The following is a 26,748-nucleotide window of genomic DNA, read 5'->3' as shown; positions in this document are numbered from 1 at the left end:
CCGCGGAGTAAAGCGTTACACGCCAGGGATGGCGTGTGTCGAGCGATCAGGGACGAGACAGCGACTTTACGCAGCGGCCCCGTATTCACTCCTGACGGCACCGGTTCCGCTTTTGAAACTCCGCACAAGAGCATCTTCCATCCTGATGGCACCGATTCCACGATCGACAGACGAAAAAAAACCTGCTTTTTCAAGCAGGTTTCTTCAAATATGGTCGGCGAGAGAGGATTCGAACCTCCGACCCACTGGTCCCAAACCAGTTGCGCTACCAAGCTGCGCTACTCGCCGATGGGGGCGAATATTACTGCTCCCCCCGGAGAGCGTCAATCCCTTTTCCGTAAAATCCGCCCGATCGCCTGGAAAGCAAACAGCACCGCAAAAAGCCCTGCCGCTCAACACCTTCCAGAAAACCCTTACAACGCTTTAGCCGCCGTCGCCGCAGGTGCCTGACACCAGTTATTCGCCGCTTTAATCCCGCCATCCGGCGAACTGTAACCCAGGCAGCCTAAAATGGTATCGAACAACTCAACATGACGATGGGTTTTCCCTACGCGCTGCTGCGCCTGCAAACGCTCGAAGTTACTGCGGTTGGTGGAATCTTCAAGATATTTATCAGAGGCCCAAACCATCATCGGCACGCGGAACTGCTCCGGCGGCGCCATCTCACGCGGCGTGCCGTGTAAGTGCATATTATCGCTGATCGACTCACCATGATCAGCGGCATAAAACACAATTGCCTTCTTATCACGTAGCTGATCGAGCACGCTATCCAGCATAGTATCGACGTACAGAATCGAGTTGTCATAAGCATTGATCAACTGCGCTTTGCTACAGGTCTCATCCACGCCCATACATTCCGGCTGATAACGTGCGAAGCTGCGCGGATAACGCTGAGAATAAAGGTAATGCGAACCTTTGGTGTGCAACACCACCAGATGCTTACCTTTCGGGAAACGTTGCAGCGAGGCCTGTAGTTCCGGCACCAGCAGCATGTCATCCACCGCTTTACCCTGATTACGCTTCTCAGAACCAATCTGCTCACGGAACGAGAAATTATTCACATCGGCGTTATCGTAAAACCACACTTCACTCTGCATGGCGAACAGCTCAGAAGTAAAGCCCAGCTCCTTCATCACTGCAAAAATGTTCTGCTCTTTCAGCGTGCGGCCAGGGTTATCCATGGTGCCGCCTTCACGCACAAACATGCAGCGCAGCGACAATTTAGTGGCGGTATCACAAGACTCACCACGGAACGCCACCAGGTTTTTCTCTTTGGAAAGCTTCGGCGTGGTATCGCGGTCATAGCCCAGCAAACCCATGTGGTCCCAACGCGTGGTCTCGCCAATCACAAACACCACATAGGTATCATCAATGCCTGGCGGTGCCACGTAAGTAAACTTCTTCGCCGGATCGAGCAGCTCCGCTCCATCCACCTCTTCATCAACTTTGGTCCAGGCAAATAGCCCTAATGCCGCTATCCAGTTGGAAGGCAGATACGAATGTGCCACCACCCCGCCGTAGCTTGGCAGATCGATATTGGTGATCTCTTCATTCACTTTTTGCAGTTTGTCGAAATAGCGAATCGGCAACCACACCAGCGCGACGCTCAGCAGCATAATCACCGCTGGCTTCAGACGCTGACCCGGCGTTTTTAATTGCTCAATCAACGTCTGGCTGAGGTTATTGCGCCAAATCATCAGCAGCGGCAGCGCGCTGACCAGCACCATCCACATCACAAAGCGCATGCCGACCACCTCTTTAGAGAGATCGACATCAGTGGTCATCACTGAGGCCACGATGCCGTAGCCGATCACCACATTAAAGAAAGCCATGTAATAGGCGGCAGCCACGGAAATCACCACGGTTAACGTGGCAAGGATGCGATAAACCCACTTACCACCCAGCGATAGCAGACGCATCAGGAAAAACGTCAGCAGCACCGCAGCCGTCACTTCGGCTACCGCAGAAAGCCAGTTAGAGAGCGTGGATTTCGTTAAGAAGCCGTCAAATCGGCGATAAAAAATGGGCAAATTCAACAAGATGCCGAGATAGAGCGCAAGCAACAGCGACAGCTTTTGCTGCGTTAACGTTTTGATATAATTCATTTACTTATTCATTCCTGACCCGGTGTCAATAAACCAACCTTAAATGTGACTATTTAAAGTCAATAGAGTTCGTCCGTGAGCGAGAAAAGCGCAAGCAGAGAGCAGGAACGGGACGAATCTGAACCGGAACGGCAATGAAGGCGCATGCAGCGCAGCAGTAGAACATTTAACCAATGGTAAGACCAGACAATAATTGATCTGACCCCATAAAATGATAAAAGGCCCCTGACGGAGCCTCTTTTTTCAACTGGCTGCGACCTTAGCGAATGATGTTCAGGGTCACATCAATATTGCCACGGGTCGCGTTAGAGTACGGGCAAACAATGTGTGCCGCATCCACCAGCTTCTGCGCTTCTGCTGCATCCATTTCTGGCAGATGGATATTCAGTTTGGCTTCAATACCAAAACCGGTTGGGATTGGGCCAATACCCACTTCCCCTTCAATCCACGCATCTTTCGGCATGGTGATTTTGTCGCGACCGGCTACGAACTTCATCGCACCCAGGAAGCACGCTGAGTAACCCGCAGCGAACAGCTGCTCTGGGTTAGTGACTTCACCGCCTGCGCCGCCCATCTCTTTTGGTACGCCCAGTTTCACATCCAGCACATTGTCAGAAGAAGTCGCACGACCATCACGGCCGCCAGTGGCTTTGGCTTTTGCGGTATAAACAACTTTATCTAAAGACATGATAACCTCACTATTCACTATATAATCGCGCACTATATATCTATACGCAGTTTTGACATTGATAGTCAGAATGCCGTCTTGACGACACTCGGCATACTTTATTTGGCGCGGTTGAGATTGGCGCGCAAATCGTCGAGCTGATTTTTTAATGCAATCAATGTGTCATCGTCGCAGGCCGTGGCGCAGCGCACCGCTTCGGGAATGCTTTGTGCCCGTTCACGCAGCGCACGGCCCTCATCCGTCAGTGTCACCACTACCTGGCGCTCATCCCGACGCGAACGCTGGCGGCGCAACAAACCTGCGACCTCCAGACGCTTTAACAGCGGCGTCAGGGTGGCTGAATCAAGAAACAGTTGCTCGCCAATCTCCGATACTGTCACATCATCCTGATTCCACAACACCAGCATCACCAGATATTGCGGATAGGTAATTTCCAGCTCAGCCAGCAGCTGGCGATAGACTTTGTGCATCGCGAGGTTCGCGGAATAGAGTGCGAAGCAGAGATGTTGATCAACCTGGAGTGGCATCTGCTGCACTTTTTTGTCATCTTGATTACTGTTCATGCGATTCAATATAGATAGCGCGCTAGATAATTGCAAGCAACTTTATTCCGGAGCGTGAAAGATGCGTGATTCACTGGAAGAGCAAGCGCGCCGTTATGCCACGCAAGCACATGCTGCTGCGGGCCAGCGTCGCAAATACACCGATGAGCCTTACATTGTGCACCCGGCAGCGGTGGCCGAACTGGTGCGCAGCGTCACCGATGATGAACAGATGATTGCCGCCGCCTGGCTGCATGACACCGTTGAAGATACACCGAGCACCTTACAGGACATTGAAAGCCATTTTGGTCCGCGTGTCGCAAAGCTCGTCGATATGCTGACTGACAGCGCGCAGCCCGAGGCGAAAAACCGCGCCGCGCGTAAACTGGCTCACTTCCGTCATACCGCCGAAGCCTGCCCCGATGCACAAACCATCAAGCTTGCCGATATCATCGATAACACCCGCGCCATTGTGCATTTCGATCCCGACTTTGCGCGTATCTACCTGATTGAGAAAAAGGTACAGATCCAACTGCTGAATGAGGGAAACCCACAATTGTGGCAACAGGCTCAGCAGATTATTCAACACGGCATTGATCAACTGGCGCAGCCACCACACAGCGTGCCAGAGAGTTGGTTTGTGAAACAGGCGGCAAAATACGGCGGATTAAGCTAAAAAAAACCCGCCGTGCAGGCGGGTCAGAGAACCGATAGTCTTCTTACTCGAGTAACTGCCGTCCCAGATAGGGATTTGCTTGCAGCAGTTTCATCAGTTTACGTGCCGTAGCGGATGGGCGCGTGCGTTGCGCCTCCCAACTTTTTACAGATGAAACGCTCACCCCCATCACGCGGGCGAACTCATCCACCTGCATGCCGGTCATTTCGCGTAAACGCTGTGGCTCGGGAACGGATACTGCGTTGAGTGTAATTTCTGATACGGAAGGCTGTGCATCACGTGTCAAAACAATCTGCTCAAGGCTACTCAATAACTCGACCATTGGATCTTTTATTTCCATAGAGAACTCCTTAAAACTCACTATGAAGCACGTGAAAGTAGAGAGGTAAGCGCCACCAGGCGCTGAAACCCGGCGAAGTCAGGCTGTATCCCGCAACGGTCTTCCCCTTCGTCCTTTTGTTTACTGAGGCGTTGGCTGCTCTCGTCCACCCGAGATACCTACTGTAGCAAGCTCACGGGATGGCCTCATTTGCTGCCTTTCTGCCCCCAAAATGACTGTGGAGATTGATTGTTTTAGTAAACCGTTACGGGACACAGCCTGTTGCACACTGCGAAAAGATGTCATAGCAATGCAACAATCAGCCGGGTTACTAATTATGGGTCAGATCCCCGGCTTTGCAGCCTGATTACTGATTATTTTTTATTCTTACTTATGCCGCAGAAGGATCGATCACCATAAGCAATTGACCCGCCTGCACTTGCTGCCCGGCCTGGCGATAGAAACAATGGATTTTTCCACTGACTGGCGCCACGATCGGGATCTCCATCTTCATGGATTCGAGTATGCCTACCGTGGCACCCGCTTCAATCTCACTGCCTTCGTCAACCAACCATTGCCACACGCTGCCCGCCACCTGGCTCTCTACCGGGCTACACCCTGCAGGCACCGTAATTTCTTCTGCACGCTGTTCCTGTAACTGGCTGTCGAAGGTAAATTGCCCTTCGGCACGCCAGCGTGCCAGCTCACTGTCAAAAGCCTGCTGACGCTGTTGCTGGAAGGCGTCGATTTCATCAGCCTGCTCCACCAGCATCGCCTGATAATCTGCGAGGCGGAATTCGCCCTCTTCGCTCCGCAGCGGATAGTCACCCCACGGGAAACGCTCGCGAATGCTGAGCAATTCCTCGGCGCTAACCGGATAGAAACGGATTTGATCAAAGAAGCGCAGCAGCCACGGCTGTGTGAAGGCAACGGTCTGCCGATCGCGATTCCACATCTGCATGGTGCGCCCGACAAACTGATAACCGCCCGGCCCTTCCATGCCATAGACGCACATGTAAGCGCCACCAATACCTACCGAGTTTTCCGCTGTCCAGGTGCGTGCCGGATTGTACTTCGTGGTCACCAGGCGATGACGGGGATCGAGCGGCGTCGCCACGGGTGCACCGAGATAGACATCGCCCAGCCCCATCACCAGATAGGCGGCGCTGAACACGATCTCCTTCACCTCATCAATGCTGGTAAGGCCATTGATGCGGCGGATAAATTCAATATTGCTGGGGCACCAGGGTGCATCAGGTCGCACCGACTGGCTGTAGCGGGTAATGGCCTCACGGCACGCCGCATCATCCCAGCTGAGCGGTAACCACACGGTACGCGATGGCACGGCGGCCTCGCTGAGATCGCCCAGCTCTCTATCAATGTGCAAAATTTGCGCCAACACCTCACTTCTTGCACAGCGCTGTGCATCGTAGTGCACCTGCAGCGAACGGATGCCCGGTGTTAATTCCAGCTGTCCCGGCAGCGGATGGGCTTGCAGCTGTTGCATCAACGCGTGCACACGGAAACGCAGGGCGATATCCAGCATCAAATCGCCGTACTCTACCAGCAGGAAGCGGTCACCTGCCGCACGCACACTGAGCGATGGGCGGCCATTTTCTGCCGCCTGATGGTGCAATAGTGGATCAATAAGGGGCAGCGCAGCGTTCACTGTAAGCGGTACGGATTGCAGTTTGATGATCGCTTCACGCTCTGCCTGCGCCAGTTGATCCGCACTGCTGAGATCGATCGGCAGGAAGCGCACGCGATCCCCGGCTTTGAGCTGTCCGAGCTTCCACAGATCGGCTTCGATCACCGTGGCCGGACAGACAAAGCCACCGAGTGAGGGACCATCCGGACCGAGGATCACCGGCATATCGCCGGTAAAATCCACCGTGCCAAAGGCATAAGCGTTGTCGTGAATGTTGGAGGGATGCATACCCGCTTCGCCGCCGTCGCTGCGTGCCCAGGTCGGTTTCGGTCCGATCAGGCGGATGCCGGTGCGGCTGGAGTTGTAGTGCACCTGCCACTCGGCGGCAAAGAACTCCGCGATGTCATCATCAGTAAAGAAGGTCGGTGCGCCGTGCGGGCCGTAAATCACCCGCAGCTGCCATTCGCCGTTAAGTTTCGGCACCAACTCGCCAGGCAAGTCTGCCGTTGCCAGCACCTGCGGATCGGCAAGATGCAACACATCGCCCGCACGCAAAGCGCGCCCGGCATGACCGCCAAATTTGCCGAGCGTAAAGGTGCTGCGGCTACCGAGATAGCGCGGGATATCCAAGCCCCCTGCCAGCAGCAGATAGCTGCGGCACCCTTCGCTGATATCGCCTAGCGTCAGGGTTTGCCCGGCCTGTGCGGTGACAATCTGGTGCATCGTTAACGTCTGCTGATCCAGCTGCGCGGCAATCGGTGCCCCGGTGATGACAAAGCTGCACGCCTGGTTAAAACGCAGCGTGGGGCCACGCAGGGTGATCTCCAGCCCTGCCGCCTGCGCGTCGTTTTTCAATAAGCGATTACCTAACTGGAACGCGCGGCTGTCAAACGGGCCCGACGGCGGCACACCCACGTGCCAATAGCCGACGCGGCCAGGCGCATCCTGCACCGTCGTTAAAGTGCCGCCGCTGAGGATATCCAGCGTAGGCGGTTGCCATTGCACGCCGCCCAACGTGGCGGTGATGATGCGGCCCTGCAGCACTTCCGGCAGGGAACAGAGATGGCGCAACCACAGCAGATTGGTTTCGATACCGTACAGCTCGGTGGCGTCCAGCGCCTGCGCCATGCTACGCAATGCCACTTCACGGTTGGCCGCATGCACAATCACTTTCGCCAGCATTGGATCGTAGAACGGCGACACCTCCATGCCGGTTTCCACGCTGCTGTCGATACGCAGCGTGGCATCATCAATCTCTGCGGGGAACTTAACGTGGCTAAGCAAACCGGCACTGGGCTGGAACTGTTTGGCCGGATCTTCGGCGTACAGGCGCACCTGTATCGCATGGCCCTGCGCCTCAGTCGATAAGGTGTGCAGCGGCGGCAACGTTTGCTGCGCCAGCTCCACCATCCAGCGTACCAAATCCACGCCATACACCATTTCAGTGACGCCGTGCTCCACCTGCAAACGGGTGTTCACTTCAAGGAACCAGAACTGCTGGCTGGCATCATCGTAGACATACTCCACGGTGCCTGCGCTGCGGTAATTGACCGCGCACGCCAGACGCACCGCCGTGGCCTGCAGTTCGGCGCGAACGGCCGCACTCAGTCCCGGCGCGGGTGTTTCTTCCAGCACTTTTTGGTTGCGGCGCTGGGCGGAACAATCACGCTCGCCGAGGGCGATGACGTTGCCGGCCCCATCGCCAAAAATCTGCACTTCAATGTGGCGCGCGCGGGCGATGAACTTCTCTAAAAATACGCCATCGTCGGCGAAATTATTGCCTGCTAAACGTTTAACACGCGTAAATGCCGCACTCAGCTGTTCGGCATCATCACAGCGCTGCATGCCAATTCCGCCGCCACCGGCGGTGCTTTTCAACATCACCGGATAGCCAATCTGTTCCGCCATCACTCGCGCTTCGTCCAGCGAAGTCAGCAAACCACTGCCGGGCAACAGCGGCACCTGATTTTCCTGTGCCAGCGCACGCGCACGATGTTTCAAACCAAATGCCGCCATCTGTTCGGTCGTTGGGCCAAGGAACTGCACGCCGGCCGCTTCACAGCGCGTCACAAACTCGGGATTTTCACTGAGGAAACCGTAGCCGGGATGCACCGCCTGCGCCCCGCTCTGTGCGGCAATTTCCAGTATTTTTTGCTGATTCAGATAAGTGTCTCGCACCTGCCCTTCGCCCAGCGACCAGGCTTCATCGGCCAGTCGCACATGGCGTGCGTGGCGGTCGGCTTCGGCATACACCGCAATCGCGCGGATGTTCATGGCTTGCAAGGTGCGGATGATGCGCACGGCAATCGCGCCACGGTTGGCAATCAATACGCGATTAATCATGAGTGAAATCTCTTATTACGGCAGGTCGTCCTGCAGGGACAATGACGGCTTTAAAACGGGTCGTCCCGTTGCGTCAAAGATTCACCACACGCTGACTAAGATCGGCGTCGGGTTGTAACCGTTACAGGGATTGTTGAGCTGCGGGCAGTTGGAGATCAGCACCAGGATGTTCATCTGCGCCACCATCTCGACGTATTTGCCCGGTGCAGAAATGCCATCGGCAAAGGTCAGACCGCCGTCGTGCGTGACCGGCACGTTCATAAAGAAGTTAATGTTGTGGGTGATATCACGGCGTGTCAGGCCGAATTCCGGTTTTTCGGCCACCGCCAGCATCCAGCTATCGCGACAGGAGTGCATATGACGCTTCTCCAGGTCGTAGCGCACGGTGTTGCTCTCACAGGAACAGGCACCGCCCAGCGTATCGTGGCGGCCACAGGTATCGGCGGTGATCGTCAGCATCGGACGATCTAAGTTGGAACGCAGCACGCTGCCTGCACTCAGAAACACATTTTTTTGCCCGCGCAGCGTATCGCTCATGCTGTAGCGTTCGGCAGTATCGTCGGCATTGAAGAACAGGGTATCGGCAGCCTGATTACCTTCCAGATCGGTGATACGCAACGTCTGGCCCGCTTCGATACGCTGCAACCAGTAATCACCGGCATTCACCTGCTGCTGGAATGGCGCTTCGGCGGGATTGAGTAAGCTTTCAGTGATCATCAGATTTCTCCTTGCAGCTGATAGAGCGCGTTGTTGCGCAGACCGCGCTGGTTCTCACCACGCGCCAGGCAAATTTCCGGCAGCGGCGCGCGCAGGGCGTCCAGTGCGATCTGCACCGGCTGGCGCGGATATTCGCTGCTGGCACTCAGCGGATGCGGGCAGGTGTGCAGGATCACTAACGTGTCCATGGCGAAGCGCAGCCGCACCTGTGCGCCAGGTGCACCCTGCTGCTCCAGTTGCAGCGTGCCGTTATCATCGGCGCGCACCCTGGCAAACAGGTTGAGGCAAGAGGCCATATCACGCTGGCCGAGGCCGTATTTCGCCAGCTCGACGAGGAAACTGTCGTAGCCGTTTTGATGGCGCAGATTTCGCGCCTGCTGATAGTCGCTGGCGCCGAAGCGTGCGGCGGTTTGCTCAGCATTTAAGGTGCCGCAAACGCTCTCATGCCAGCCGAAACTGTCTTCTTCGATGCCGCAGAAAATGCGCCCCATATCGGAATAAAGGCAGTGCCCGGCTGTCAGACGGAAAGTGTGCTGGCACTTCAACGTATCGGGCGCGTTGTAGCGCTCCAGCAGATTTTCCGGGTTGTAGAACAGCATTCCGACGTTGGTGCCGCCTTCAATATCGGTCAGTGTCAGTGCGGTGCCGCTGCGCATCACCAGCGACCAATGCGATCCCGCCGGTAACAGGGTTTGATATGCATTCATGTGGTGCTCCTTTAAGCCACCTGCGGCTCAGACGGCAGGCCAGCAGCGGGCTGGTCGCGGTCGAGTGGCAGATCGTAAGTGATAGTCGCGCCCCAGGCTTGCGGCGCGTGTGGGTCATGACGCAGTTTGTCGAACACCAGCAGGCGCGAAGCCAGGCTGAAGCCCTCTTTCAAATCATGTGTGATCATAAAAATGGTCAGGTTATGCTGCTGCCACAGGCGGGTAATCAGCTGGTGCATCTCGCTGCGAATGCCAGGATCGAGCGCCCCAAAGGGTTCGTCGAGCAGCAGGATACGCGGCTGTTTCATCAGCGCTTGTGCCAGCGCCAGGCGTTGCTGCATGCCGCCCGAGAGCTGGTGCGGGTATTTGTTTTGCGCATGCTCCAGGCCAACTTGAGCCAACATCGCCTGCGCACGCTGACGAATCGCCTGGCGCTTTTTGCCCCACACGCGCCCCAACCAACGAGCGGTGCTGAACTCTTCGGCCAACATCACGTTGCCAAGCACGGTCAGATGGGGGAATACCGAGTAGCGCTGAAACACCACACCGCGATGGGCATCGGGTTCGTCAGGTATTGGCTTCCCCTCCAGCAGCAGTTGCCCTTTGGTCGGTGATTCAGTACCGAGCAGCATGTTGAGGAAGGTGGTTTTTCCGCAGCCGGATGCTCCGACAATCGCCACAAATTCCCCCTCTTCCACATCGATATTGAGGCGCTCCAGCACCACCTGATCGCCGTAGTGTTTTTCCAGATTTTTCAGTTGCAGTAATGGCATCGCTCGATCTCCCGTTATTTCGCGTGATACCACGGCCAGCAACGACGGCTGATCAGCCGCAGTAGCAGGTCGAGCACAAAGGCCAGCAGCGCGATCCACGCCACGTAGGGCAAAATCACATCCATCGCCAGATAACGGCGCATCAGGAAGATGCGGTAACCCAACCCTTCAGTGGCGGCAATCGCTTCGGCAGCAATCAAGAACAGCCACGCCGACGCCAGCGACAGACGCACCGCATCCAGCAGACGCGGCATCAGCTGTGGCAGGATCACGCGCCACAAAATCTGCGCGCTGTGCCCACCGAGCGTCTGCGCTTTCACCAGCTGCTCGCGCGGGATTTTCTCCACCTGCAGCTGTAAATCGCGTGCAATCAGCGGGGTAATGCCGATCACGATCAGCACCACTTTCGACACTTCTCCCAGGCCAAAGCAGATAAACAGAATCGGCAGAATCGCCAGCGGTGGCACCAGCGCGACGACCGTCACCAGCGGTGCCAGCACGGCCCGCACCACCGGCAGCGCGCCGGTGAACAGGCCAATCGCCAGCGCCAGCAGTGCGCTGATCGCTACGCCGCTCAGCAGACGCATCAGGCTGGCGGCGGTGTCGGTCCACAGCAGGTATTCCTCGGTGCGCGGGCTGGGCTGAAACGCCATGCGACTGATGGCGTCCCCCATCGCGTTAAACCCCGGCAACAGTTTGTCTGCGGCGTTCAGGCTGAGACGCGCATCCGACGCGAACAGATAGACCAGCAGCAGCGCCAGCAGCGGCAGGATGCCAAGCAGCAGGCGACCAAGCGGCAGCGGTTGGTAGTTGATCAATTTACGCATCGGCATCGTCTCGCTTATAGCTGACCCGCAGCGGCCAGTTTGGTGAACTCATCGGTGAAGCGCAGTTTCAGGTTGTTGGTATCGCCCCAGTTGCCTGCTGGCGTTTCCACGCCCACCACATCAGCACTTGGTGCGCCTTCTCCCAGTAATCCGTGCTTGAAGGAGAACTCTGCGACCAGCTGCATAGTGGCTTTCAGCTGCGGGCTGTCGACAAAATCGAGGGTGGTTTTGGCATCGCTGAACAAGTGAGTGGCGGCCAGCTGCTGATCGAAGCCCGCCAGATCGGTGCCGGAAGCCTGCGCCATTTGCGTGCGGGCAGCTTTGGCGCTGTCACTCGCACCGGACATGGTTTTCAGGGTTTCATACCAGGCACCGGTCAGCGCCTTGCCCAGCTGCGGATACTTTTTCAAGGTGGCGGTATTCACTACCAGCAGATCGAGGATTTCGCCGGGGATTTGTGCTGAAGAGAAAATTAAATGGCTGTCCGGCTGCTTCTCAGCTTCCGCCAGCAGCGGATTCCAGGTCACGATGGAGTGCACGTCCGAGGTGCCAAACGCCGCCACCAGATCGGCATCCGCGGTGTTCACCACTTTGACATCCTTCTCGCTCATGCCGGATTTCTCCAGTGCACGCGCCAGCAGATAGTGAGACACAGAGAGTTCGACCAGATTGATCGGTTTGCCTTTCAGCGAGGCAATGTTGCCTTTGCCTTTAAGCAGAATACCGTCGTTGCCGTTGGAGTAGTCGCCAACAATCAGCGCCGTGCTGTCCACGCCACCGGTGGCAGGAATAGTCAGGGCATCCATGTTGGTCATGGTGCAGCCGTCAAAACCCCCGGCGGTGTATTGGTTCACCGATTCGATGTAGTCGTTGACCTGCACCAACTGAATGTCGATGCCGTATTTGTCGGCCCATTTTTTCACGATGCCGCTTTGCTGGGCGTAATCCCACGGCATCCAGCCCGCGTAAATGGACCAACAGATCTTGAAGGAGGGTTTGTCGGCAGCCAGCGTATTGACGCTGAACAGTGCGACGGTGCAAAGCAACAGCAAGCGAAGGCAGGCTTTGATCATGATGGTTCCTCTGGCGTTATCGGGCGAAAAAAGCAGGAGGCGGCGAGCAACGATCTCGCTTTCCTCCCGGGCTTTTGTCCCGCCGTGTAACCGTCAGAGGACGGTCGGTCACTCTCGGACCAGCATCTTTCGACCGGAACCCTAGTGACCCATTGCAAATTGTCTGGCGACGTCGGTTACCCGCTATCGCTCCTGCATCTGCTTTTACACATTCAAAAAAAGTGCCAATTTTCTATCAGCATGAATTATCTGACTTATTATTAAATTCTCGATGTTTTGCCTACCGATGATGCACAGTAGTGCGGCAGATGCGCACCAGCATGAAGCAGAGGAACGTCAAATTATGAGCGATTTGGATTTCAACGTTAGTTATGCCTCGCACCGTGCCCCAATGATGGGCCGCAATGCGGTCGCCACGTCACAGCCGCTGGCGGCACAGGCGGGGATGCGCATGTTGCAACAGGGCGGCAATGCCGTGGATGCAGCGATTGCCAGCGCGATGGCGCTGACGGTGCTGGAACCCACTGGCAACGGCATTGGCAGCGATGCGTTTGCCATTATCTGGGATGGCAAAGAGCTGCATGGCTTAAATGCCTCCGGCCGATCCCCCGCCAGCTGGAATGCAGAACGCTTTGCCGGAAAGAGCACCATGCCGGAAATCGGTTGGGAAGCGGTGACCGTGCCGGGTGCCGTTTCTGCCTGGGTGACGCTGGCCGAGCGCTTTGCCACACTGCCGCTGACCACGCTGGCACAACCGGCTATCGAATACGCCCGTGACGGCTTCCCGGTTTCGCCGCTGATCGCCCATCTGTGGCAACGCGGCTACAACAAACTGAAGTCTCAGCCGGGTTTTGTTGAGTGTTTTGCGCCAGACGGCCGACCGCCGCGTGCCGGTGAGCTGTTCCGTAACCCGGCGCAGGCCGAGACATTACAGAAAATCGCCGAAACCAAGGGTGAAGCCTTCTATCGGTGTGAGCTAGCCGAGAAAATAGTGGCATTTGCCGAACAGCACGGCGCAGCACTCAGCATGGCCGATCTCAACAACCATCGTGCCGACTGGGTGGATCTGCTATCACGCCCGTTTGCCAACGGTTCGGTGCAGGAGCTGCCGCCCAACGGTCAGGGCATCGCCACCTTAATTGCGCTCGGAATTCTCGAGCAGTGGGACATCGGCAGCTATACGCCGGATTCCGTGCCGTGGCTGCACTTATCCATTGAGGCGATGAAGCTGGCGTTAGTCGATCTGGATCGCTACGTCACCGACTACGACCATCTGGAGTTCCCGGCAGAACTGCTGTTGAGCGACAGCTATCTTAAACAGCGCGCCCAGCTCATCAATCCTGATCAGGCCGGTGATTTTACCTTCGGATCCCCGCAGCAGAGCGGCACCGTGTATCTCTCGACTGCCGATGCCAGCGGCATGATGGTTTCGTTTATTCAGTCCAACTATATGGGCTTCGGGTCGGGCGTGGTGGTGCCGGATACTGGCATCAGCTTGCAGAACCGCGGCTGCGGCTTCTCACTCGATCCGCAGCATCCGAATGTGGTGGCCGGAAGCAAACGCCCGTTCCACACCATTATTCCGGCGTTTGCGCTGGATGCGGCGGGACAGCCATTGATGTCGTTTGGCGTGATGGGTGGCCCAATGCAGGCGCAGGGACATCTGCAACTGGCGCTCCGCATCATGCAGCACAAGCAGAATCCGCAGGCGGCGATAGATGCACCGCGCTGGCGTGTTGAGCAAGGTCGCGCGGTTGTAGTGGAACCGGGTATCGATCGTAATGTGCTGGCGAAACTGCGCGAAATGGGTCACCAGATTACGGTAGAAGATCCGTTACAGAGCTACAATTTCGGCGGTGCGCAGGCGATTGTGCGTGACCCGCAGGGCTTCTACATTGCCGCCACTGAAAGCCGGAAGGATGGGCAGGCGCTGGTGTTTTAAATCACAACCTGGCGGCATCAGTGCGGCCTGCCTGATGCCGCCAGGTGATTTCGGCCTTTAGGTTCAGTTTGTTGCCTTCGTTCGTTGGTGTCGGTGGAGCACAACCTTTAGGGTTGACCACCAGCACATTTCTTTCATTACCTTTATCCGGCGCACCAAGGTGCGCGCTTTGCCACAGTTTGCCGCCTCTCAACCCGTTGTACACACCAGGCCATTGCACTATCCTTTAGGACCATTCCCACCGAATCGAAATTAGCCATAACAGGAGTTCAACATGGCGTCAGGATTATCCCGCATCTGGATGCGTACCGGCATGCTTATGGTCAGCGCACTGGTTGTGCTGCAACTTACCGCCTGTGGCGATAAAGAAGGCGATCAGCGCAAAGCTTTCACCGATTTCCTGCAGAATACCGCGATGCGCAGCGGCGAGCATCTGCCCAGCCTGAGTGAAAACCAGAAGCAGACCTTCGGTAACTACGCGGGCGACTACGCCATTCTGTATGGCTTCTCTCAGCAGGCCAATCAGGCGGTTGAGCAAGGCATGCGCCCTGTGGTTGATGAACTGGCCGCGATTCGTGTGCCACAAGATTATCTGACCCGTCGCGACAGTCTGCGTCAGGCGAGCGGCAACCTCAGTGTGCTGTCACAGCAGATTCAGAGCGCCAAAATGCAGGCCGACAGCAGCAAAGCCACGTTGAAGCAGCCAGACGATCTGAAGAAAGTGTATGACAGCGTTTACGCCAAAGTGGTGACGCAGCCGGCAGGTACGCTGATTCCATTGCTGCCTCAGCTGCAGGCGTTGAGCCAGGCGGCGGTGCAAACCGGTGATTATCTGCAGTCGCAGGGCACGCGTGTGACCTTCAATGACGGTGGCGTTCAGTTCCCAACGCAGGATCAGGCCACGCAGTACAACACCCTGATGAGCAACCTTTCCAGCAATGCTCAAGCCCTGACTCAGGCACAGAATGCTGTGCAGGGTGGTTTGTAACCTCGTTTTTAATGCGTTCAGGGGCGACTAAAGGTCGCCCTTTTCCTGACATACTCTTTATTGCACCTTTCAGATTTTTCGTCACTTCCTTACACCTCACTTATCTGCATCGCTATTGTGTGATCTGGCGCATTTTCGACCAAAAATAGTTTGTGATCTCAATCACACTTATGAAACAAACCACAGCGCTTCAAAGGTGACTTAAGTCACATTTATCCCGTTGTTTTGCTTAAAATTTCGCCTTCGTACTTTTCTTACACTCTATTTATGTGATCTTCATCACCTTATAGCACCCTGACCACCCCAATTTTGAGTGATCTGCATCACACTTATCCCGGATGCTACGCAGCGTAATAAACTAGTGCTAGAGTCCGCGTGCATACAGTGATGCCACGGCCCGCGCCGGAACGGCTCAATAAAAGTCTTAACAAAAACAACCGCGCTCTTATTGCAGCGCGTCTCAATAAGGGGTGGGTTTATGTCCTCATCAGCGAAGGTCAAGGTCCAGAGCTTTGGTCGATTTCTGAGTAACATGGTGATGCCAAACATCGGTGCGTTTATCGCCTGGGGTATCATCACAGCACTGTTCATCCCAACCGGATGGATTCCAAACGCAACGCTGGCGAAACTCGTCGGCCCAATGATCACTTACCTGCTGCCATTGTTAATCGGTTTCACCGGTGGACGTCTGGTGGGCGGCGATCGCGGCGGCGTGGTCGGTGCCATTACCACCATGGGTGTGATTGTCGGTGCAGATATGCCGATGTTCCTCGGCGCGATGATTGCCGGTCCACTGGGTGGCTGGGCGATCAAAACCTTTGACCGTATGGTTGATGGTAAAATCAAAAGCGGCTTTGAGATGCTGGTTAACAACTTCTCAGCCGGTATCATCGGTATGCTGTTGGCGCTGCTGGCGTTCATCGGCATCGGTCCATTGGTTGAAGGTCTGTCACACATCCTTGCGGCGGGCGTAAATCTGATGGTGCAGAACAACCTGCTGCCACTGACCTCTATCTTTGTTGAACCAGCGAAAATCCTGTTCCTCAATAACGCCATCAACCACGGTATCTTCTCGCCACTGGGTATCCAGCAGGCCAGCGAAGCCGGTAAATCTATCTTCTTCCTGATTGAAGCTAACCCAGGCCCAGGTATGGGTGTGCTGGTTGCCTACATGATTTTTGGTCGCGGTAGCGCCAAGCAGTCTGCAGGCGGTGCGGCCATCATCCACTTCCTTGGTGGTATCCACGAAATTTACTTCCCGTACGTGCTGATGGCGCCACGTCTGCTGCTGGCGGTGATCCTCGGTGGTATGACAGGCGTGTTCACCCTGACCGTACTGAACGGCGGTCTGGTGTCTCCAGCGTCTCCGGGTTCTATCCTTGCAGTTCTGGCGATGACGCCAAAAGGCGCATACTTCGCCAACATCGCGGCCATCATCGCGGCGTTTGCCGTCTCCTTCGTGGTCTCTTCTATCCTGCTGAAAACCAGTAAAGTGAAAGAAGATGACGATATCGAAGCTGCGACTCAGCGTATGCGTGATATGAAAGCGCAGTCGAAAGGTCAGGCCGTTGCGGGTTCTCCGGTTATCGCCGATGCCAACAGTGTTGATGTGAGCCACGTGCGTAAAATCATCGTGGCCTGTGATGCCGGTATGGGTTCCAGCGCCATGGGCGCAGGTGTGCTGCGTAAGAAAGTGCAGGATGCTGGCCTGAGCAATATCTCGGTAACCAACAGTGCGATTAACTCTCTGCCGGGCGATGTGGATCTGGTGATTACCCACCGCGATCTGACGGAACGTGCGATGCGTCAGGCACCGCAGGCGCAGCATATTTCACTGAACAACTTCCTCGATAGCGCGCTGTACAGCAATCTGACTGAACGTCTGATCGCCGCTAACCGCAGTGAAGCACATCGTGAAACCGTGCAGACCACGCTGGCAGACAGCTATGACGATGGCAGCGCTAACTTGTTCAAACTGGGCGCGGACAACGTGTTCCTCGGCTTGAGCGCCAGCAACAAAGAGCAGGCGATTCGTTTTGCTGGTGAGCAGCTGGTGAAAGGCGGTTATGTCCAGCCAGAGTACGTTGAAGCAATGCTGGAACGTGAAAAGCTGACCCCGACCTATCTCGGTGAGTCTATCGCTGTGCCGCACGGCACCGTGGAAGCCAAAGATCGCGTGCTGAAAACTGGCGTGGTGTTCTGCCAGTACCCAGCAGGTGTGCTGTTTGGTGAAGAAGCCGATGACGTAGCGCGACTGGTGATTGGTATTGCCGCTCGCAATAACGAACACATTCAGGTGATTACCAGCCTGACCAACGCGCTGGATGATGACAGCGTGATTGAGAAGCTGGCGAACACCACCAGCGTTCAGGATGTGCTGGATCTGCTGTCAGGTAACACCGCGAAAGCGTAATACCACGTTTTAACTTCCCTGGGGCGGGCAAGCCCGTCCCACATTTCCGGGGCGGATTTGCCCGCCCTTTCGTCATTTGATATGGGTCAAATTTATGAAAGCGTTACATTTTGGAGCAGGTAACATCGGTCGCGGTTTTATCGGTAAGTTGCTGGCTGATGCCGGTATCGAACTGGTTTTCGCGGATGTGAATCAGGTGGTTCTGGATGCCCTTAACGCCCGTCATGAGTATCCGGTTCATGTAGTTGGCGAGCAGGCAAAGGTCGAAATCGTTACCGGCGTTAGCGCAGTGAACAGCACCAGCGACGACATCGTCACGCTGATTGCTGAGGTTGATATCGTTACCACGGCGGTTGGTCCGCAAATTCTGGAGCGCATCGCAGGCGGTGTGGCGAAAGGTCTGGCCAAACGCAGCGACAACGGTAATGTCCGTCCGCTGAATATCATCGCCTGTGAGAACATGGTGCGCGGCACCAGTCAGTTGAAGCAGCACGTATTGAAAGCGCTGCCAGAACAGTATCACGCGTGGGTTGAAGAGCACGTTGGCTTCGTCGACTCCGCCGTTGACCGCATCGTGCCGCCTTCGGAGGCCGGCAGCAACGATCCGCTGGAAGTGACAGTCGAAACCTTCAGCGAATGGATTGTGGATAAAACTCAGTTCAAAGGTGAATTGCCAAACATTCCTGGCATGGAGCTGACCGACAACCTGATGGCATTTGTCGAGCGCAAACTCTTCACACTGAATACCGGCCATGCCATCACCGCCTATCTTGGCCAGTTAGCCGGCCACGCTACCATCCGTGATGCGATTCTGGATGAGAAAGTGCGTGCCGTGGTGCAGGGTGCGATGCAGGAGAGCGGCGAGGTGCTGATCAAGCGCTATGGCTTTGATGCCGACAAGCACGCCGCTTACATCCAGAAAATCCTCACTCGTTTTGAAAATCCATACCTGAAAGATGATGTTGAACGTGTTGGCCGCCAGCCGCTGCGTAAACTCAGCGCGGGCGATCGTCTGATCAAACCCACGCTCGGCACCCTTGAGTACCACTTGCCACACGCCAACCTGGTGCAGGGTATCGCTGCCGCGATGCACTACCGCAGTGAAGCCGATCCACAGGCACAGGAACTGGCTGCCCTGTTGGCTGAGAAAGGCCCACAGGCAACACTGGCCGAGATCTCTGGACTGGAAGCCAATAGCGAAGTGGTCACCTCAGTGGTGAGTGCTTACAACGCTATGGCATAATGCGCGCCTTTTAATAGCTCACTCGGGCGCGGTGCCAACCGTGCCCGTCGGCGGTAGCGGAACAATGCAGGCAATAATGGAAGAGAAGCAAGCTTTTGAAAACCGGGTGCTTGAGCGCCTGAACGCCGGTCGATCGGTGAGAAGCTTCCTGATCGCCGCCGTTGAGCTATTGGCTGAAGCGGTCAACCTGCTGGTGTTGCAGGTTTTCCGCAAAGACGATTATGCCGTGAAATACGCGGTTGAACCGTTGCTGCTCGGCGACGGTCCGCTGGGCGAGCTGTCGGTGCGTTTGAAACTGATTTACGGCTTGGGCGTGATTAATCGCCATGAATATGAAGATTGTGAGCTGCTGCTGGCGCTACGTGAAGAACTCGATCACGACACCAGCGACTACCGCTTTACTGACGATGAGATTTTGGGGCCGTTTGGTGAACTGCACTGCGTCGTAGCATGGCCGCCACAACCTGACTTCACCCGAGACGACGAGGCATTACGCAGTATGCAGCAACAGCGCTATCTGCAGATGGTGCGCTCGACCATGGTGCTATCGCTCACCGAGCTGATATCGCGCATCTCCCACAAGCAAGCCTTTAAGAAGCCGGCCGTTTAGGGGCACTGTCGCGGTCGAATCCGCCCCGCTGCAAAATCGTCCCGTTTTGATGTATCCTTTGCCTGTTTTCCTTAACGAGTTTCCCCTGATGAAAGAACAAGAAAAAGCCGAGATCAAACTGCTCAGTGATCAACTGGACGCATTGAATCGCAAAGAACCCCAGCTGCTGGAATCTGGCGATGCCGAAAAACTCGGCGAGTTGCTGCGTGAAAAAGAGAAGCTGGTGCAGGAAATTGAACGTCTGCGCAGTGTTCGCGATGAGAAGCTGAGCAAAGAAGCGCAACAGCTGCAGAAGCTGGGTTTCAGCCGTGAGATCACCAAGAAAGAACAAGCCAACATGGGCGCATTTAAGAAGAGCGTGCGCGGCCTGGTGGTGGTGCATCCAATGACCGCGCTGGGGCGTGAGATGGGGCTGAAGGTGATGACCGGCTACGCGAAGCAGCCGTTCTGATACCCGATTACGCGGCGTGTGATACGTCGCGTTCTACGCTCTCTTCCTGCACGGGTTCAGCCCCTGCCACGGGTTCAACCCCTGCTGCCAGCAATACCTGGGTGTTCAACGCATCCAACAGTGCATAGCGACGGCGATACTCCGCGCGTTTCTTACTGGCGATCTCTTCCAGAGCTTTCCTTTCCATCTGCAGCGGCAACGTAAACAGGTCGTCGGCACGGGCTTCACCGCCCAGTGACAGCCAGAACTCACTGTAGCTGGCAAAGAACTTATCACCTTTACTGTGGCGATAACGCATGCTGCGGAACACATGCGTGGTATCTCCTACCGCGCAAATCGCTTGCACGCCACATTGTTGCGCCAGAATAAATACCGCTTCCATTAACAGACGTTTCGGGAATACGCCATGTGCGGCTTTGGTTGCATCGCGGATCACATCATTTGAGATGTGTTTGCGCGGCCCCTGCAATCCACCAATCAATAATGTGCGCTTGCCCTTTTCCTGAATAACGGAAAATGAGAGCGAGGCAATATTCAGGGTTTGATAATGCAGTGTCAGGGTTATTTCACCTTCGCGGTCAAAATGTCCTGGGCAGCAATTAATAGCAAACACCTCATCATTTTTTCCGTTAAAGGTGGCAATCACATTTAACACCGGACTCAGCAGTAACTGGCGCAGTTTGGCATTATCCAGTTGATCCATCAGCGTGTAATGGTCAAGCAGTGCCTGCGCACGTTGTGCCACGCTAAAGCCTGCGCGCAGGTAAGGGCGATGGGGTTTAGCTGGTAGCAAACCCTGCATTTTCAGCAGTTGCGGCAGAAACGGCAGTTTCGCTAATGCGTTAAGGTAATTAAATGTTGTAACAGGAAAGATTAAAGACCTTAAAGCAAATTTAAAGCGGAACATACTGCTATTCCATAACTTATCAGGTCTGACTTTTCCGCTAATTAACGGCAAAAACAGAGATGCCGACGAATCTTTATTCGCCACAGGGGTAGTGATAGTAGACATAATTATTTTACTTTCGTGTGATCAACTGCGGCTACTGTATGCCCCAAATTATCAACGACAGGTTAATAACGACCGTAACGGTATTGTCAGAAGAGATAATCTTGAAGTGGTTTAAGAAGTGTTTAGTTTTCGTAAAGAAAAAAACCGGTGAAACAGCTTCACCGGTTTTGTGCGTGGGCTATCGCCTGAACTTACTTAGCAGCAGCGAAACGTGCAGCCGCTTCATCCCAGTTCACCACGTTCCAGAATGCTTTGATGTAATCAGGACGTTTGTTCTGATACTTCAGGTAGTAAGCGTGTTCCCACACATCCAGACCGATGATTGGCTCACCGGATGCGCCAGAAATGGCTTCACCCATCAGCGGGCTATCCTGGTTAGCGGTTGAAACCACAGCCAGCTTGTCGCCCTTTTTCACCAGCCACGCCCAGCCTGAGCCGAAGCGAGTGGTAGCGGCTTTCTCAAACTCAGCCTGGAAAGCTTCAACGCTGCCGAAATCTTTTTCGATAGCTGCTTTCAGTTCGCCCTGCAGGCTGGTGCCCAGTTTCAGGCCTTTCCAGAAGAAGCTGTGGTTTGCGTGGCCGCCCGCGTTGTTACGCAGTGGACCTTTTTTGTCTGCTGGCAGCTGATCCAGTTTAGCGATCAGTTCTTCAACCGGCAGGTTAGCGAATTCGGACCCTTCCAGCGCTGCATTCGCGTTGTTAACGTAAGCCTGGTGGTGTTTAGAGTGATGGATTTCCATCGTCTGCTTGTCGAAGTGTGGTTCCAGTGCGTCGTACGCGTAAGGCAGGGATGGCAGTGAATAACTCATGTTCTTCCTCTCCATTTAGTGTTTTGCAGCATCACCTTAACAGGGTGCCGCGTAAGCAGTCGGATCATTATAGTTAAAATCATGATCGGTAAAAGGGTTATCAATGCCTTAGTAATGATAAGGATTTGATCAATCTGGGAAAAGCACCGCACATAGCGTGACATCGTCTGTTAGCTGGGCCGCAGGGTTAAATCTTGTGCGTACTGGCACGCAACTTCAGCTGCACCGGCAGTTCGTTGAGGGCGGGTGGCTCATCTCCCTTCAATGCGGCGAGTAAGCGCTTGCCTGCCATGCGCCCCATCTCTTCATAGGGCAGTACAACGCTGGTCAGCGGCGGCGAACAAACCGCCGCCAGTGGGCCACCACCGATGCTGGCGATCGCCAGCTGGCTGGGAATTGAGATGCCTGCGGCGTGGCAAGCCATGATGGCGCCACACGCCACTTCGTCACTGGTACAAATCAGCACATCCAGCTCAGGCCAGGTGAGCCGGATCTCAGCCAGCAGGCTATGCCCGGCGGCAAAGGTAGGCATTTTCGGCGAGGTCACCACGCGGTGCGGCGCCTGATTCGCTGCCAGCATGCCACTGTGCCAGCCATTCAGCAGCTGGCGAAAAATCGTGGTATTGGTTTGCGTGCACAACAAGCCGAGATGACGATAGCCGCGCTCGACCAAACTTTGCACCAGCTGGCGAATCGCTTTGGCAAAATCCACGCCGATACTAATTCCCGCAGATTCCTGATGCACACCGCCGATATCCATCACCGGCAGGCCGGAATTACTCAACAAACGATGGGCTTCGGCGGCATTGTCGAAGTTGAAATGCACCATGGCGGCCGGATTGTACGAGAGCAACATCTCAATTAATTCGCTCTCTTCCGCCGCCGAGTGGTTGGCTTCCGCCAGCATCATGTTGTAGCCCTGCGGACGCAAAATCTCCTGCAGCGCTTCCGACACAATTGCACTGCCCGGCGTGGCGAACGAAGGCACCACCATGGTGATCAGCTTCGACGATGCCGACGCCAGATTACGCGCCTGAATATTTGGCACATAAGCCAGTTCGGCGACGGCCGCATCAATTTTGGCGCGGATTTCAGGCGAGACTTTTTCCGGCATGCGTAACGCACGTGATGCCGTCATGGTGCTCACGCCGACCAAACGGGCAACATCGGCCAGTGTGCTTTTGCCGGTACCGCGCCGTTTTTTCTCTGCCATGCCTTCTCCTATCTGACTTGCTACAAATGCCCGCACGCAGCTTAAAACCAAATGCGCCAACGTGCCACGTTAATCACCACAGATTCGGGCACGCCTCACCTGCTGAGTATTTTCAGAATCTCCGAGCATGTCAGGTGCTTGCAACGATGACAAACGGGCTGCATAAAAATGTTAGCGATAACACATTTTTTAACAACATCGGTGTTAGCGCTAACTTTTGCGACAATCATCACAGAAAAGCGGTGAGAAAATCACCTAAAGTGCACTCCATCGACGAATAACCAGGAATTACTGATGCTCACTCAATGGCTGACACCGCAACATATTCGCATCGTAGAACAGGTCAGCGACTGGCAGGACGCGGTACGTTTATCCGCTGAGCCGCTGCTGGCCGAAGGGGCGATCACCCCGGCTTACCTCGATGCCATCTTCACTTCGCATGCCGAACTGGGGCCTTACTATGTACTGGCACCCGGGCTGGCGATGCCGCATGCCCGTCCAGAACAGGGCGCGCGTAAGAACGGCTTGTCGTTGCTGCATGTGAAGAACGGTGTGAGTTTTGCAGCGGATGAAAACGATCCGGTGCATGTGGTGATTATGCTGTGCGCCGTTTCAGGCGACGATCATATCCAGATGATCACAGCATTGGCCGAAGTATTCAGTGACGAATCTCGCCTGCAGCAATTGCTGACGGCGGCAACCCTACCAGCGATTGAAGCTGTTATTACAAATTAACCACCAGAGAATCCTATTATGAAAAAAGTCCTGATTGTGTGCGGTAATGGTTTAGGCAGCAGCTTTATTGTGGAAATGAACGTGAAGAAAATTGTGGCGGAATTAGGTAAAGAGGCTGAAGTGGGCCATACCGATTTAACCACGGCGAAATCTGAGCAGGCTGATTTAATCATCAGCGCCAAAGATATTGCCGATCAGTTATCCGGGCATAGCGCGCAGGTATTTGGTCTGACGAATTTATTAGATAACGCCAAAATTAAAGAAATCCTGGCGGAAAATCTGTAATAGCCCGATTTTACTCACATGGAGTAATTATGCTGCAATTTATCATCAAGGATGTTCTCGGAACACCCGCAATACTTGTCGGCCTTTTTTCCCTGATTGGTTTATTACTGCAAAAGAAACCGGTGTCGGATGTGATTTCCGGCACGCTGAAAACCATCATGGGCTTTGTGATTCTTATCGCTGGGGCCAACCTGATTGCGGCAACACTGACTATTTTCAGCCAACTGTTTGAGCACTCGTTCAATATTCAGGGTGTCGTGCCGAATACTGATGCGATGGCCGCGCTGGCGCAGAAGAGTTACGGCACTGAAACCGCGATGATCATGGTGTTCGGTATGCTGGTGAACATCCTGCTGGCGCGTATCACCCCGCTGAAGTACATCTTCCTGACCGGTCATCACACGCTCTATATGTCAGCGATGCTGGCGGTGATTCTTTCCGTCGGCGGCGTACATGGCTTCTGGCTGGTGCTCATCGGTTCACTGATTCTCGGCACCATGATGGTGGTGTGCCCGGCCATTCTGCAGCCGTTCACACGTAAAATCACCAATTCGGACGATTTGGCGCTCGGTCACTTCGGCTCGACCGGTTACCTGCTGTCTGCGCTGGTCGGTAAAGCGGTGGGCAAAGGCAGTCCATCCACCGAAGAGTTGAAGGTGCCGAAAACCCTCAACTTCCTGCGTGACTCCTCGGTCGCGATTTCGCTGACCATGATGATTCTGTTTATCGCGCTGGTGTTGGTGGCGGGTAAAGAGTTCACCGAAAGTCAGGTGAGCGGCGGTCAGAACTTCATCGTGTTCGCGATTATTCAGTCCATCACCTTTGCAGCGGGCGTTTACATCATTCTCGCCGGTGTGCGTATGGTGATTGCCGAGATCGTGCCCGCCTTCAAAGGCATCGCGGATAAGTTAGTGCCTAACGCCAAACCGGCGCTGGACTGCCCAACCGTGTTCCCGTTTGCGCCGAATGCGGTGATCATCGGCTTCCTGTGCAGTTTCTCCGCCGGTCTGATCAGCATGTTCCTGTGCCCACTGTTTGGTCTGAGCGTGATTGTTCCTGGTCTGGTGCCTCACTTCTTCTGCGGTGCCACCGCGGGTGTCTACGGCAACATTACGGGTGGACGTCGCGGCGCGGTGGTCGGCTCCTTTGTACAAGGGCTGCTGATCTCCTTCCTGCCTGCGATTCTGCTGCCGCTGATGGGCGACCTGGGCTTTGCTTCCACCACCTTTGGCGACGCGGACTTCGGTATTGTCGGCATCGTACTCGGCCACATTATTTCATTCTTCCATTGATGTCATAAACAGCGCCTGCGGGCGCTGGATTATGTAATGAGGAAATAAACAATGAACGCTCAATTTTCACCGTCATTAATGTGCATGGATCTCACCCGCTTTCGTGAACAGATCGAAGCGATGAATAGCACAGCGGCTTTTTATCATGTCGATATTATGGATGGCAGCTACGTTAAAAATATTACGCTATCGCCGTTCTTTATCGAGAATCTGCGTAAGATCACCGATGTGCCGATTGATGTGCATTTAATGGTGAACCACCCGGAAGATATTATTCCGATGTGCATCGAAGCGGGTGCGGATATTATTAGCTTCCATCCAGAAACAGCGAATAACAAAATATTCCGTCTGCTGAATCAGATCAAAGAAGCGGGCCGTCGCTGTGGCGTGGTATTAAACCCTGCGACACCTGCCGAGAGCATTCGTGAGTATGCACATCTGCTGGATAAAGTTACGGTGATGTCGGTGGACCCTGGCTTTGCGGGGCAGAAATTTATCCCGGAAACACTGAACAAGATTCGCCAGCTGATTGCCCTGCGCGAAGAGCACGGTTATCACTATCTGACCGAGATTGATGGTTCCTGCAATGCGCGCACCTTTAAGCAGATTGCCGCGTCAGGGGTGGATGTGTTTATCGTTGGCACATCAGGTTTGTTCAATTTGGATGACGATGTCGCGCAGGCGTGGCAGAAGATGGAAAGCATTTTTGCCGAGGAAACGGCAGCCGCGTAATCCTTTCCAGGTACGCATCCACATGCATACCACGCAATTCCCCAAAGGGCAGATAAGCCCCCACAAAAACGAAGCAGGCATAGTAGAAAAAGATCTAATAATTGCGCCAATAGAAATGAGATCGCTACTATGCCTGCCCTAACAGATAAAGGCAGGGACAACTCCACGATACTCCGGACCGGCTCAACTGGCGCGCTATATTAATGCCGCGCTGTTTGCAGGTAAGCGTTAATTTTCATTAAGTTAGGCCTAAATCGCGGCCAGCGCGTTTTAGCTGTCTCTCGAGTGTGCATTTATTATCACCTCGTGGTTATATTTTTTCATTTTATGAATCCCCGAGTAAGGTGCTTCATATCCCGCAGGGAATCGTTTACTAGGAAATATTTACTGGTATTGGCTGCAGGCTCGCTTAGCGTTGATTTATACACGAGCACCATTTTTTTCCTCCTATGTGCTAACAAGCCTAATACCCACTTAAAAAGTGCGATTATCTGGTCTTTTTTTCAACAGAGTAATTCAGTGGGGAAACTATTCAGGGTAGTATGCGCTTTGGTTAACCTCATTAATCAAAGGGAATTGGCGTGGAAATTATCGGTGACAACACT

The 26,748-nt window shown here is 54.7% G+C and carries 24 protein-coding genes, 1 tRNA gene and 1 riboswitch; of the genes, 11 read left to right on the top strand and 14 right to left on the bottom strand.

Annotated features, from left to right (window positions below):
• Positions 1-211: 211 nt before the first annotated feature.
• The 4 genes from VH86_RS20860 to VH86_RS20845 all read right to left on the bottom strand — a co-directional run bounded on the left by VH86_RS20860 (position 212) and on the right by VH86_RS20845 (position 3,356).
• A tRNA-Pro gene (locus tag VH86_RS20860) sits at positions 212-288 on the bottom strand.
• Between the two features lie 125 nt (positions 289-413).
• A complete protein-coding gene (gene eptB, locus VH86_RS20855; protein ID WP_045833987.1) occupies positions 414-2,105 on the bottom strand; it encodes a kdo(2)-lipid A phosphoethanolamine 7''-transferase in 1,692 nt (563 codons plus the stop codon).
• A 259-nt stretch (positions 2,106-2,364) separates the two neighbouring features.
• Entirely contained in the window at positions 2,365-2,793 is a 429-nt protein-coding gene (locus tag VH86_RS20850; protein WP_038643852.1) for an organic hydroperoxide resistance protein, read from the bottom strand.
• Between the two features lie 98 nt (positions 2,794-2,891).
• Positions 2,892-3,356 (bottom strand): MarR family winged helix-turn-helix transcriptional regulator, encoded by a 465-nt coding sequence (locus VH86_RS20845; RefSeq protein WP_045833986.1) that lies wholly within the window; start codon positions 3,354-3,356, stop codon positions 2,892-2,894.
• Positions 3,357-3,417: 61 nt separating this feature from the next.
• On the opposite strand from VH86_RS20845, the gene VH86_RS20840 reads away from it, so the two are divergent.
• Complete coding sequence (locus tag VH86_RS20840; RefSeq protein WP_045833985.1) at positions 3,418-4,011, top strand: HD domain-containing protein; 594 nt, start codon at positions 3,418-3,420, stop codon at positions 4,009-4,011.
• Positions 4,012-4,054: 43 nt separating this feature from the next.
• Here the strand turns inward: VH86_RS20840 and VH86_RS20835 are convergent, their stop codons facing one another.
• The 7 genes from VH86_RS20835 to VH86_RS20805 all read right to left on the bottom strand — a co-directional run bounded on the left by VH86_RS20835 (position 4,055) and on the right by VH86_RS20805 (position 12,418).
• On the bottom strand, positions 4,055-4,351 hold the full coding sequence (locus tag VH86_RS20835) for an HTH-type transcriptional regulator (protein ID WP_034827767.1): 297 nt from the start codon (positions 4,349-4,351) through the stop codon (positions 4,055-4,057).
• 370 nt (positions 4,352-4,721) lie between these two features.
• Complete coding sequence (uca, locus tag VH86_RS20830; protein WP_045833984.1) at positions 4,722-8,321, bottom strand: urea carboxylase; 3,600 nt, start codon at positions 8,319-8,321, stop codon at positions 4,722-4,724.
• 81 nt (positions 8,322-8,402) lie between these two features.
• Positions 8,403-9,038, bottom strand: a complete 636-nt coding sequence (locus VH86_RS20825; RefSeq protein WP_038643857.1) for an urea amidolyase associated protein UAAP2 — start codon at positions 9,036-9,038, stop codon at positions 8,403-8,405.
• Positions 9,038-9,745: an urea amidolyase associated protein UAAP1 gene (locus tag VH86_RS20820; RefSeq protein WP_045833983.1), complete on the bottom strand. Its 708-nt coding sequence runs from the start codon at positions 9,743-9,745 to the stop codon at positions 9,038-9,040. Before VH86_RS20820 ends, VH86_RS20825 begins: the two co-directional genes overlap by 1 nt.
• Before the next feature lie 11 nt (positions 9,746-9,756).
• Entirely contained in the window at positions 9,757-10,518 is a 762-nt protein-coding gene (locus tag VH86_RS20815; protein WP_045833982.1) for an ABC transporter ATP-binding protein, read from the bottom strand.
• Between the two features lie 14 nt (positions 10,519-10,532).
• Positions 10,533-11,345 carry an ABC transporter permease gene (locus VH86_RS20810; RefSeq protein WP_045833981.1) on the bottom strand — a complete coding sequence of 271 codons (813 nt, stop codon included), beginning with the start codon at positions 11,343-11,345 and terminating at the stop codon, positions 10,533-10,535.
• Positions 11,346-11,359: 14 nt separating this feature from the next.
• Positions 11,360-12,418: a putative urea ABC transporter substrate-binding protein gene (locus VH86_RS20805; protein WP_045815027.1), complete on the bottom strand. Its 1,059-nt coding sequence runs from the start codon at positions 12,416-12,418 to the stop codon at positions 11,360-11,362.
• A gap of 61 nt (positions 12,419-12,479) precedes the next feature.
• Positions 12,480-12,574: riboswitch (guanidine-I (ykkC/yxkD leader) on the bottom strand.
• Between the two features lie 187 nt (positions 12,575-12,761).
• Between VH86_RS20805 and VH86_RS20800 the strand changes: the two genes are divergently transcribed.
• From VH86_RS20800 to VH86_RS20770, 6 genes are all read left to right on the top strand, one after another.
• Positions 12,762-14,360, top strand: a complete 1,599-nt coding sequence (locus VH86_RS20800) for a gamma-glutamyltransferase family protein (RefSeq protein WP_045833988.1) — start codon at positions 12,762-12,764, stop codon at positions 14,358-14,360.
• A gap of 274 nt (positions 14,361-14,634) precedes the next feature.
• Positions 14,635-15,348 (top strand): DUF3053 domain-containing protein, encoded by a 714-nt coding sequence (locus VH86_RS20790; protein ID WP_038643872.1) that lies wholly within the window; start codon positions 14,635-14,637, stop codon positions 15,346-15,348.
• Positions 15,349-15,826: 478 nt separating this feature from the next.
• Entirely contained in the window at positions 15,827-17,761 is a 1,935-nt protein-coding gene (locus VH86_RS20785; RefSeq protein ID WP_034827738.1) for a PTS mannitol transporter subunit IICBA, read from the top strand.
• Positions 17,762-17,855: 94 nt separating this feature from the next.
• Positions 17,856-19,004, top strand: a complete 1,149-nt coding sequence (mtlD, locus tag VH86_RS20780) for a mannitol-1-phosphate 5-dehydrogenase (protein ID WP_034827736.1) — start codon at positions 17,856-17,858, stop codon at positions 19,002-19,004.
• Positions 19,005-19,080: 76 nt separating this feature from the next.
• Entirely contained in the window at positions 19,081-19,614 is a 534-nt protein-coding gene (locus tag VH86_RS20775; protein WP_038643876.1) for an MltR family transcriptional regulator, read from the top strand.
• A gap of 88 nt (positions 19,615-19,702) precedes the next feature.
• Complete coding sequence (locus tag VH86_RS20770) at positions 19,703-20,065, top strand: YibL family ribosome-associated protein (protein ID WP_038643877.1); 363 nt, start codon at positions 19,703-19,705, stop codon at positions 20,063-20,065.
• A 7-nt stretch (positions 20,066-20,072) separates the two neighbouring features.
• Here the strand turns inward: VH86_RS20770 and VH86_RS20765 are convergent, their stop codons facing one another.
• The 3 genes from VH86_RS20765 to VH86_RS20755 all read right to left on the bottom strand — a co-directional run bounded on the left by VH86_RS20765 (position 20,073) and on the right by VH86_RS20755 (position 23,099).
• On the bottom strand, positions 20,073-21,077 hold the full coding sequence (locus VH86_RS20765; protein ID WP_045833979.1) for a VirK/YbjX family protein: 1,005 nt from the start codon (positions 21,075-21,077) through the stop codon (positions 20,073-20,075).
• 191 nt (positions 21,078-21,268) lie between these two features.
• Positions 21,269-21,886 (bottom strand): superoxide dismutase [Mn], encoded by a 618-nt coding sequence (sodA, locus tag VH86_RS20760; RefSeq protein ID WP_038643878.1) that lies wholly within the window; start codon positions 21,884-21,886, stop codon positions 21,269-21,271.
• Positions 21,887-22,073: 187 nt separating this feature from the next.
• Positions 22,074-23,099 carry a LacI family DNA-binding transcriptional regulator gene (locus VH86_RS20755; protein WP_045833978.1) on the bottom strand — a complete coding sequence of 342 codons (1,026 nt, stop codon included), beginning with the start codon at positions 23,097-23,099 and terminating at the stop codon, positions 22,074-22,076.
• 294 nt (positions 23,100-23,393) lie between these two features.
• Here VH86_RS20755 and VH86_RS20750 point away from each other — a divergent pair, with 294 nt between their 5' ends.
• The 4 genes from VH86_RS20750 to alsE are packed head-to-tail and all read left to right on the top strand — an operon-like array spanning position 23,394 to position 26,143.
• Positions 23,394-23,834 (top strand): PTS sugar transporter subunit IIA, encoded by a 441-nt coding sequence (locus VH86_RS20750; protein WP_034827726.1) that lies wholly within the window; start codon positions 23,394-23,396, stop codon positions 23,832-23,834.
• Between the two features lie 18 nt (positions 23,835-23,852).
• Positions 23,853-24,119 carry a PTS sugar transporter subunit IIB gene (locus tag VH86_RS20745; protein WP_034827725.1) on the top strand — a complete coding sequence of 89 codons (267 nt, stop codon included), beginning with the start codon at positions 23,853-23,855 and terminating at the stop codon, positions 24,117-24,119.
• A gap of 29 nt (positions 24,120-24,148) precedes the next feature.
• On the top strand, positions 24,149-25,411 hold the full coding sequence (locus tag VH86_RS20740) for a PTS ascorbate transporter subunit IIC (protein ID WP_034827723.1): 1,263 nt from the start codon (positions 24,149-24,151) through the stop codon (positions 25,409-25,411).
• 51 nt (positions 25,412-25,462) lie between these two features.
• Entirely contained in the window at positions 25,463-26,143 is a 681-nt protein-coding gene (gene alsE / locus VH86_RS20735; protein ID WP_045833977.1) for a D-allulose 6-phosphate 3-epimerase, read from the top strand.
• Positions 26,144-26,748 lie beyond the last annotated feature (605 nt).

This window comes from Pantoea sp. BL1, assembly GCF_000963985.1.
GTDB classification, from domain to species: domain Bacteria; phylum Pseudomonadota; class Gammaproteobacteria; order Enterobacterales; family Enterobacteriaceae; genus Pantoea; species Pantoea rwandensis_B.
Note: the sequence above shows the minus strand (reverse complement) of the source record. Positions and strands in the feature narration are given on the sequence as shown.

What these genes read in the sequence shown, in the direction of transcription:
- VH86_RS20845 (WP_045833986.1), bottom strand. Translation starts at nt 3,356, where the DNA reads ATGAACAGTAATCAAGATGACAAAAAAGTGCAGCAGATGCCACTCCAG.
- uca (WP_045833984.1), bottom strand. Translation starts at nt 8,321, where the DNA reads ATGATTAATCGCGTATTGATTGCCAACCGTGGCGCGATTGCCGTGCGC.
- mtlD (WP_034827736.1), top strand. Translation starts at nt 17,856, where the DNA reads ATGAAAGCGTTACATTTTGGAGCAGGTAACATCGGTCGCGGTTTTATC.
- VH86_RS20805 (WP_045815027.1), bottom strand. Translation starts at nt 12,418, where the DNA reads ATGATCAAAGCCTGCCTTCGCTTGCTGTTGCTTTGCACCGTCGCACTG.
- VH86_RS20765 (WP_045833979.1), bottom strand. Translation starts at nt 21,077, where the DNA reads ATGTCTACTATCACTACCCCTGTGGCGAATAAAGATTCGTCGGCATCT.
- VH86_RS20850 (WP_038643852.1), bottom strand. Translation starts at nt 2,793, where the DNA reads ATGTCTTTAGATAAAGTTGTTTATACCGCAAAAGCCAAAGCCACTGGC.
- VH86_RS20840 (WP_045833985.1), top strand. Translation starts at nt 3,418, where the DNA reads ATGCGTGATTCACTGGAAGAGCAAGCGCGCCGTTATGCCACGCAAGCA.
- VH86_RS20790 (WP_038643872.1), top strand. Translation starts at nt 14,635, where the DNA reads ATGGCGTCAGGATTATCCCGCATCTGGATGCGTACCGGCATGCTTATG.
- VH86_RS20800 (WP_045833988.1), top strand. Translation starts at nt 12,762, where the DNA reads ATGAGCGATTTGGATTTCAACGTTAGTTATGCCTCGCACCGTGCCCCA.
- VH86_RS20775 (WP_038643876.1), top strand. Translation starts at nt 19,081, where the DNA reads ATGGAAGAGAAGCAAGCTTTTGAAAACCGGGTGCTTGAGCGCCTGAAC.
- eptB (WP_045833987.1), bottom strand. Translation starts at nt 2,105, where the DNA reads ATGAATTATATCAAAACGTTAACGCAGCAAAAGCTGTCGCTGTTGCTT.
- VH86_RS20810 (WP_045833981.1), bottom strand. Translation starts at nt 11,345, where the DNA reads ATGCGTAAATTGATCAACTACCAACCGCTGCCGCTTGGTCGCCTGCTG.
- VH86_RS20740 (WP_034827723.1), top strand. Translation starts at nt 24,149, where the DNA reads ATGCTGCAATTTATCATCAAGGATGTTCTCGGAACACCCGCAATACTT.
- VH86_RS20825 (WP_038643857.1), bottom strand. Translation starts at nt 9,038, where the DNA reads ATGATCACTGAAAGCTTACTCAATCCCGCCGAAGCGCCATTCCAGCAG.
- VH86_RS20770 (WP_038643877.1), top strand. Translation starts at nt 19,703, where the DNA reads ATGAAAGAACAAGAAAAAGCCGAGATCAAACTGCTCAGTGATCAACTG.
- sodA (WP_038643878.1), bottom strand. Translation starts at nt 21,886, where the DNA reads ATGAGTTATTCACTGCCATCCCTGCCTTACGCGTACGACGCACTGGAA.
- alsE (WP_045833977.1), top strand. Translation starts at nt 25,463, where the DNA reads ATGAACGCTCAATTTTCACCGTCATTAATGTGCATGGATCTCACCCGC.
- VH86_RS20745 (WP_034827725.1), top strand. Translation starts at nt 23,853, where the DNA reads ATGAAAAAAGTCCTGATTGTGTGCGGTAATGGTTTAGGCAGCAGCTTT.
- VH86_RS20820 (WP_045833983.1), bottom strand. Translation starts at nt 9,745, where the DNA reads ATGAATGCATATCAAACCCTGTTACCGGCGGGATCGCATTGGTCGCTG.
- VH86_RS20785 (WP_034827738.1), top strand. Translation starts at nt 15,827, where the DNA reads ATGTCCTCATCAGCGAAGGTCAAGGTCCAGAGCTTTGGTCGATTTCTG.
- VH86_RS20755 (WP_045833978.1), bottom strand. Translation starts at nt 23,099, where the DNA reads ATGGCAGAGAAAAAACGGCGCGGTACCGGCAAAAGCACACTGGCCGAT.
- VH86_RS20815 (WP_045833982.1), bottom strand. Translation starts at nt 10,518, where the DNA reads ATGCCATTACTGCAACTGAAAAATCTGGAAAAACACTACGGCGATCAG.
- VH86_RS20750 (WP_034827726.1), top strand. Translation starts at nt 23,394, where the DNA reads ATGCTCACTCAATGGCTGACACCGCAACATATTCGCATCGTAGAACAG.
- VH86_RS20835 (WP_034827767.1), bottom strand. Translation starts at nt 4,351, where the DNA reads ATGGAAATAAAAGATCCAATGGTCGAGTTATTGAGTAGCCTTGAGCAG.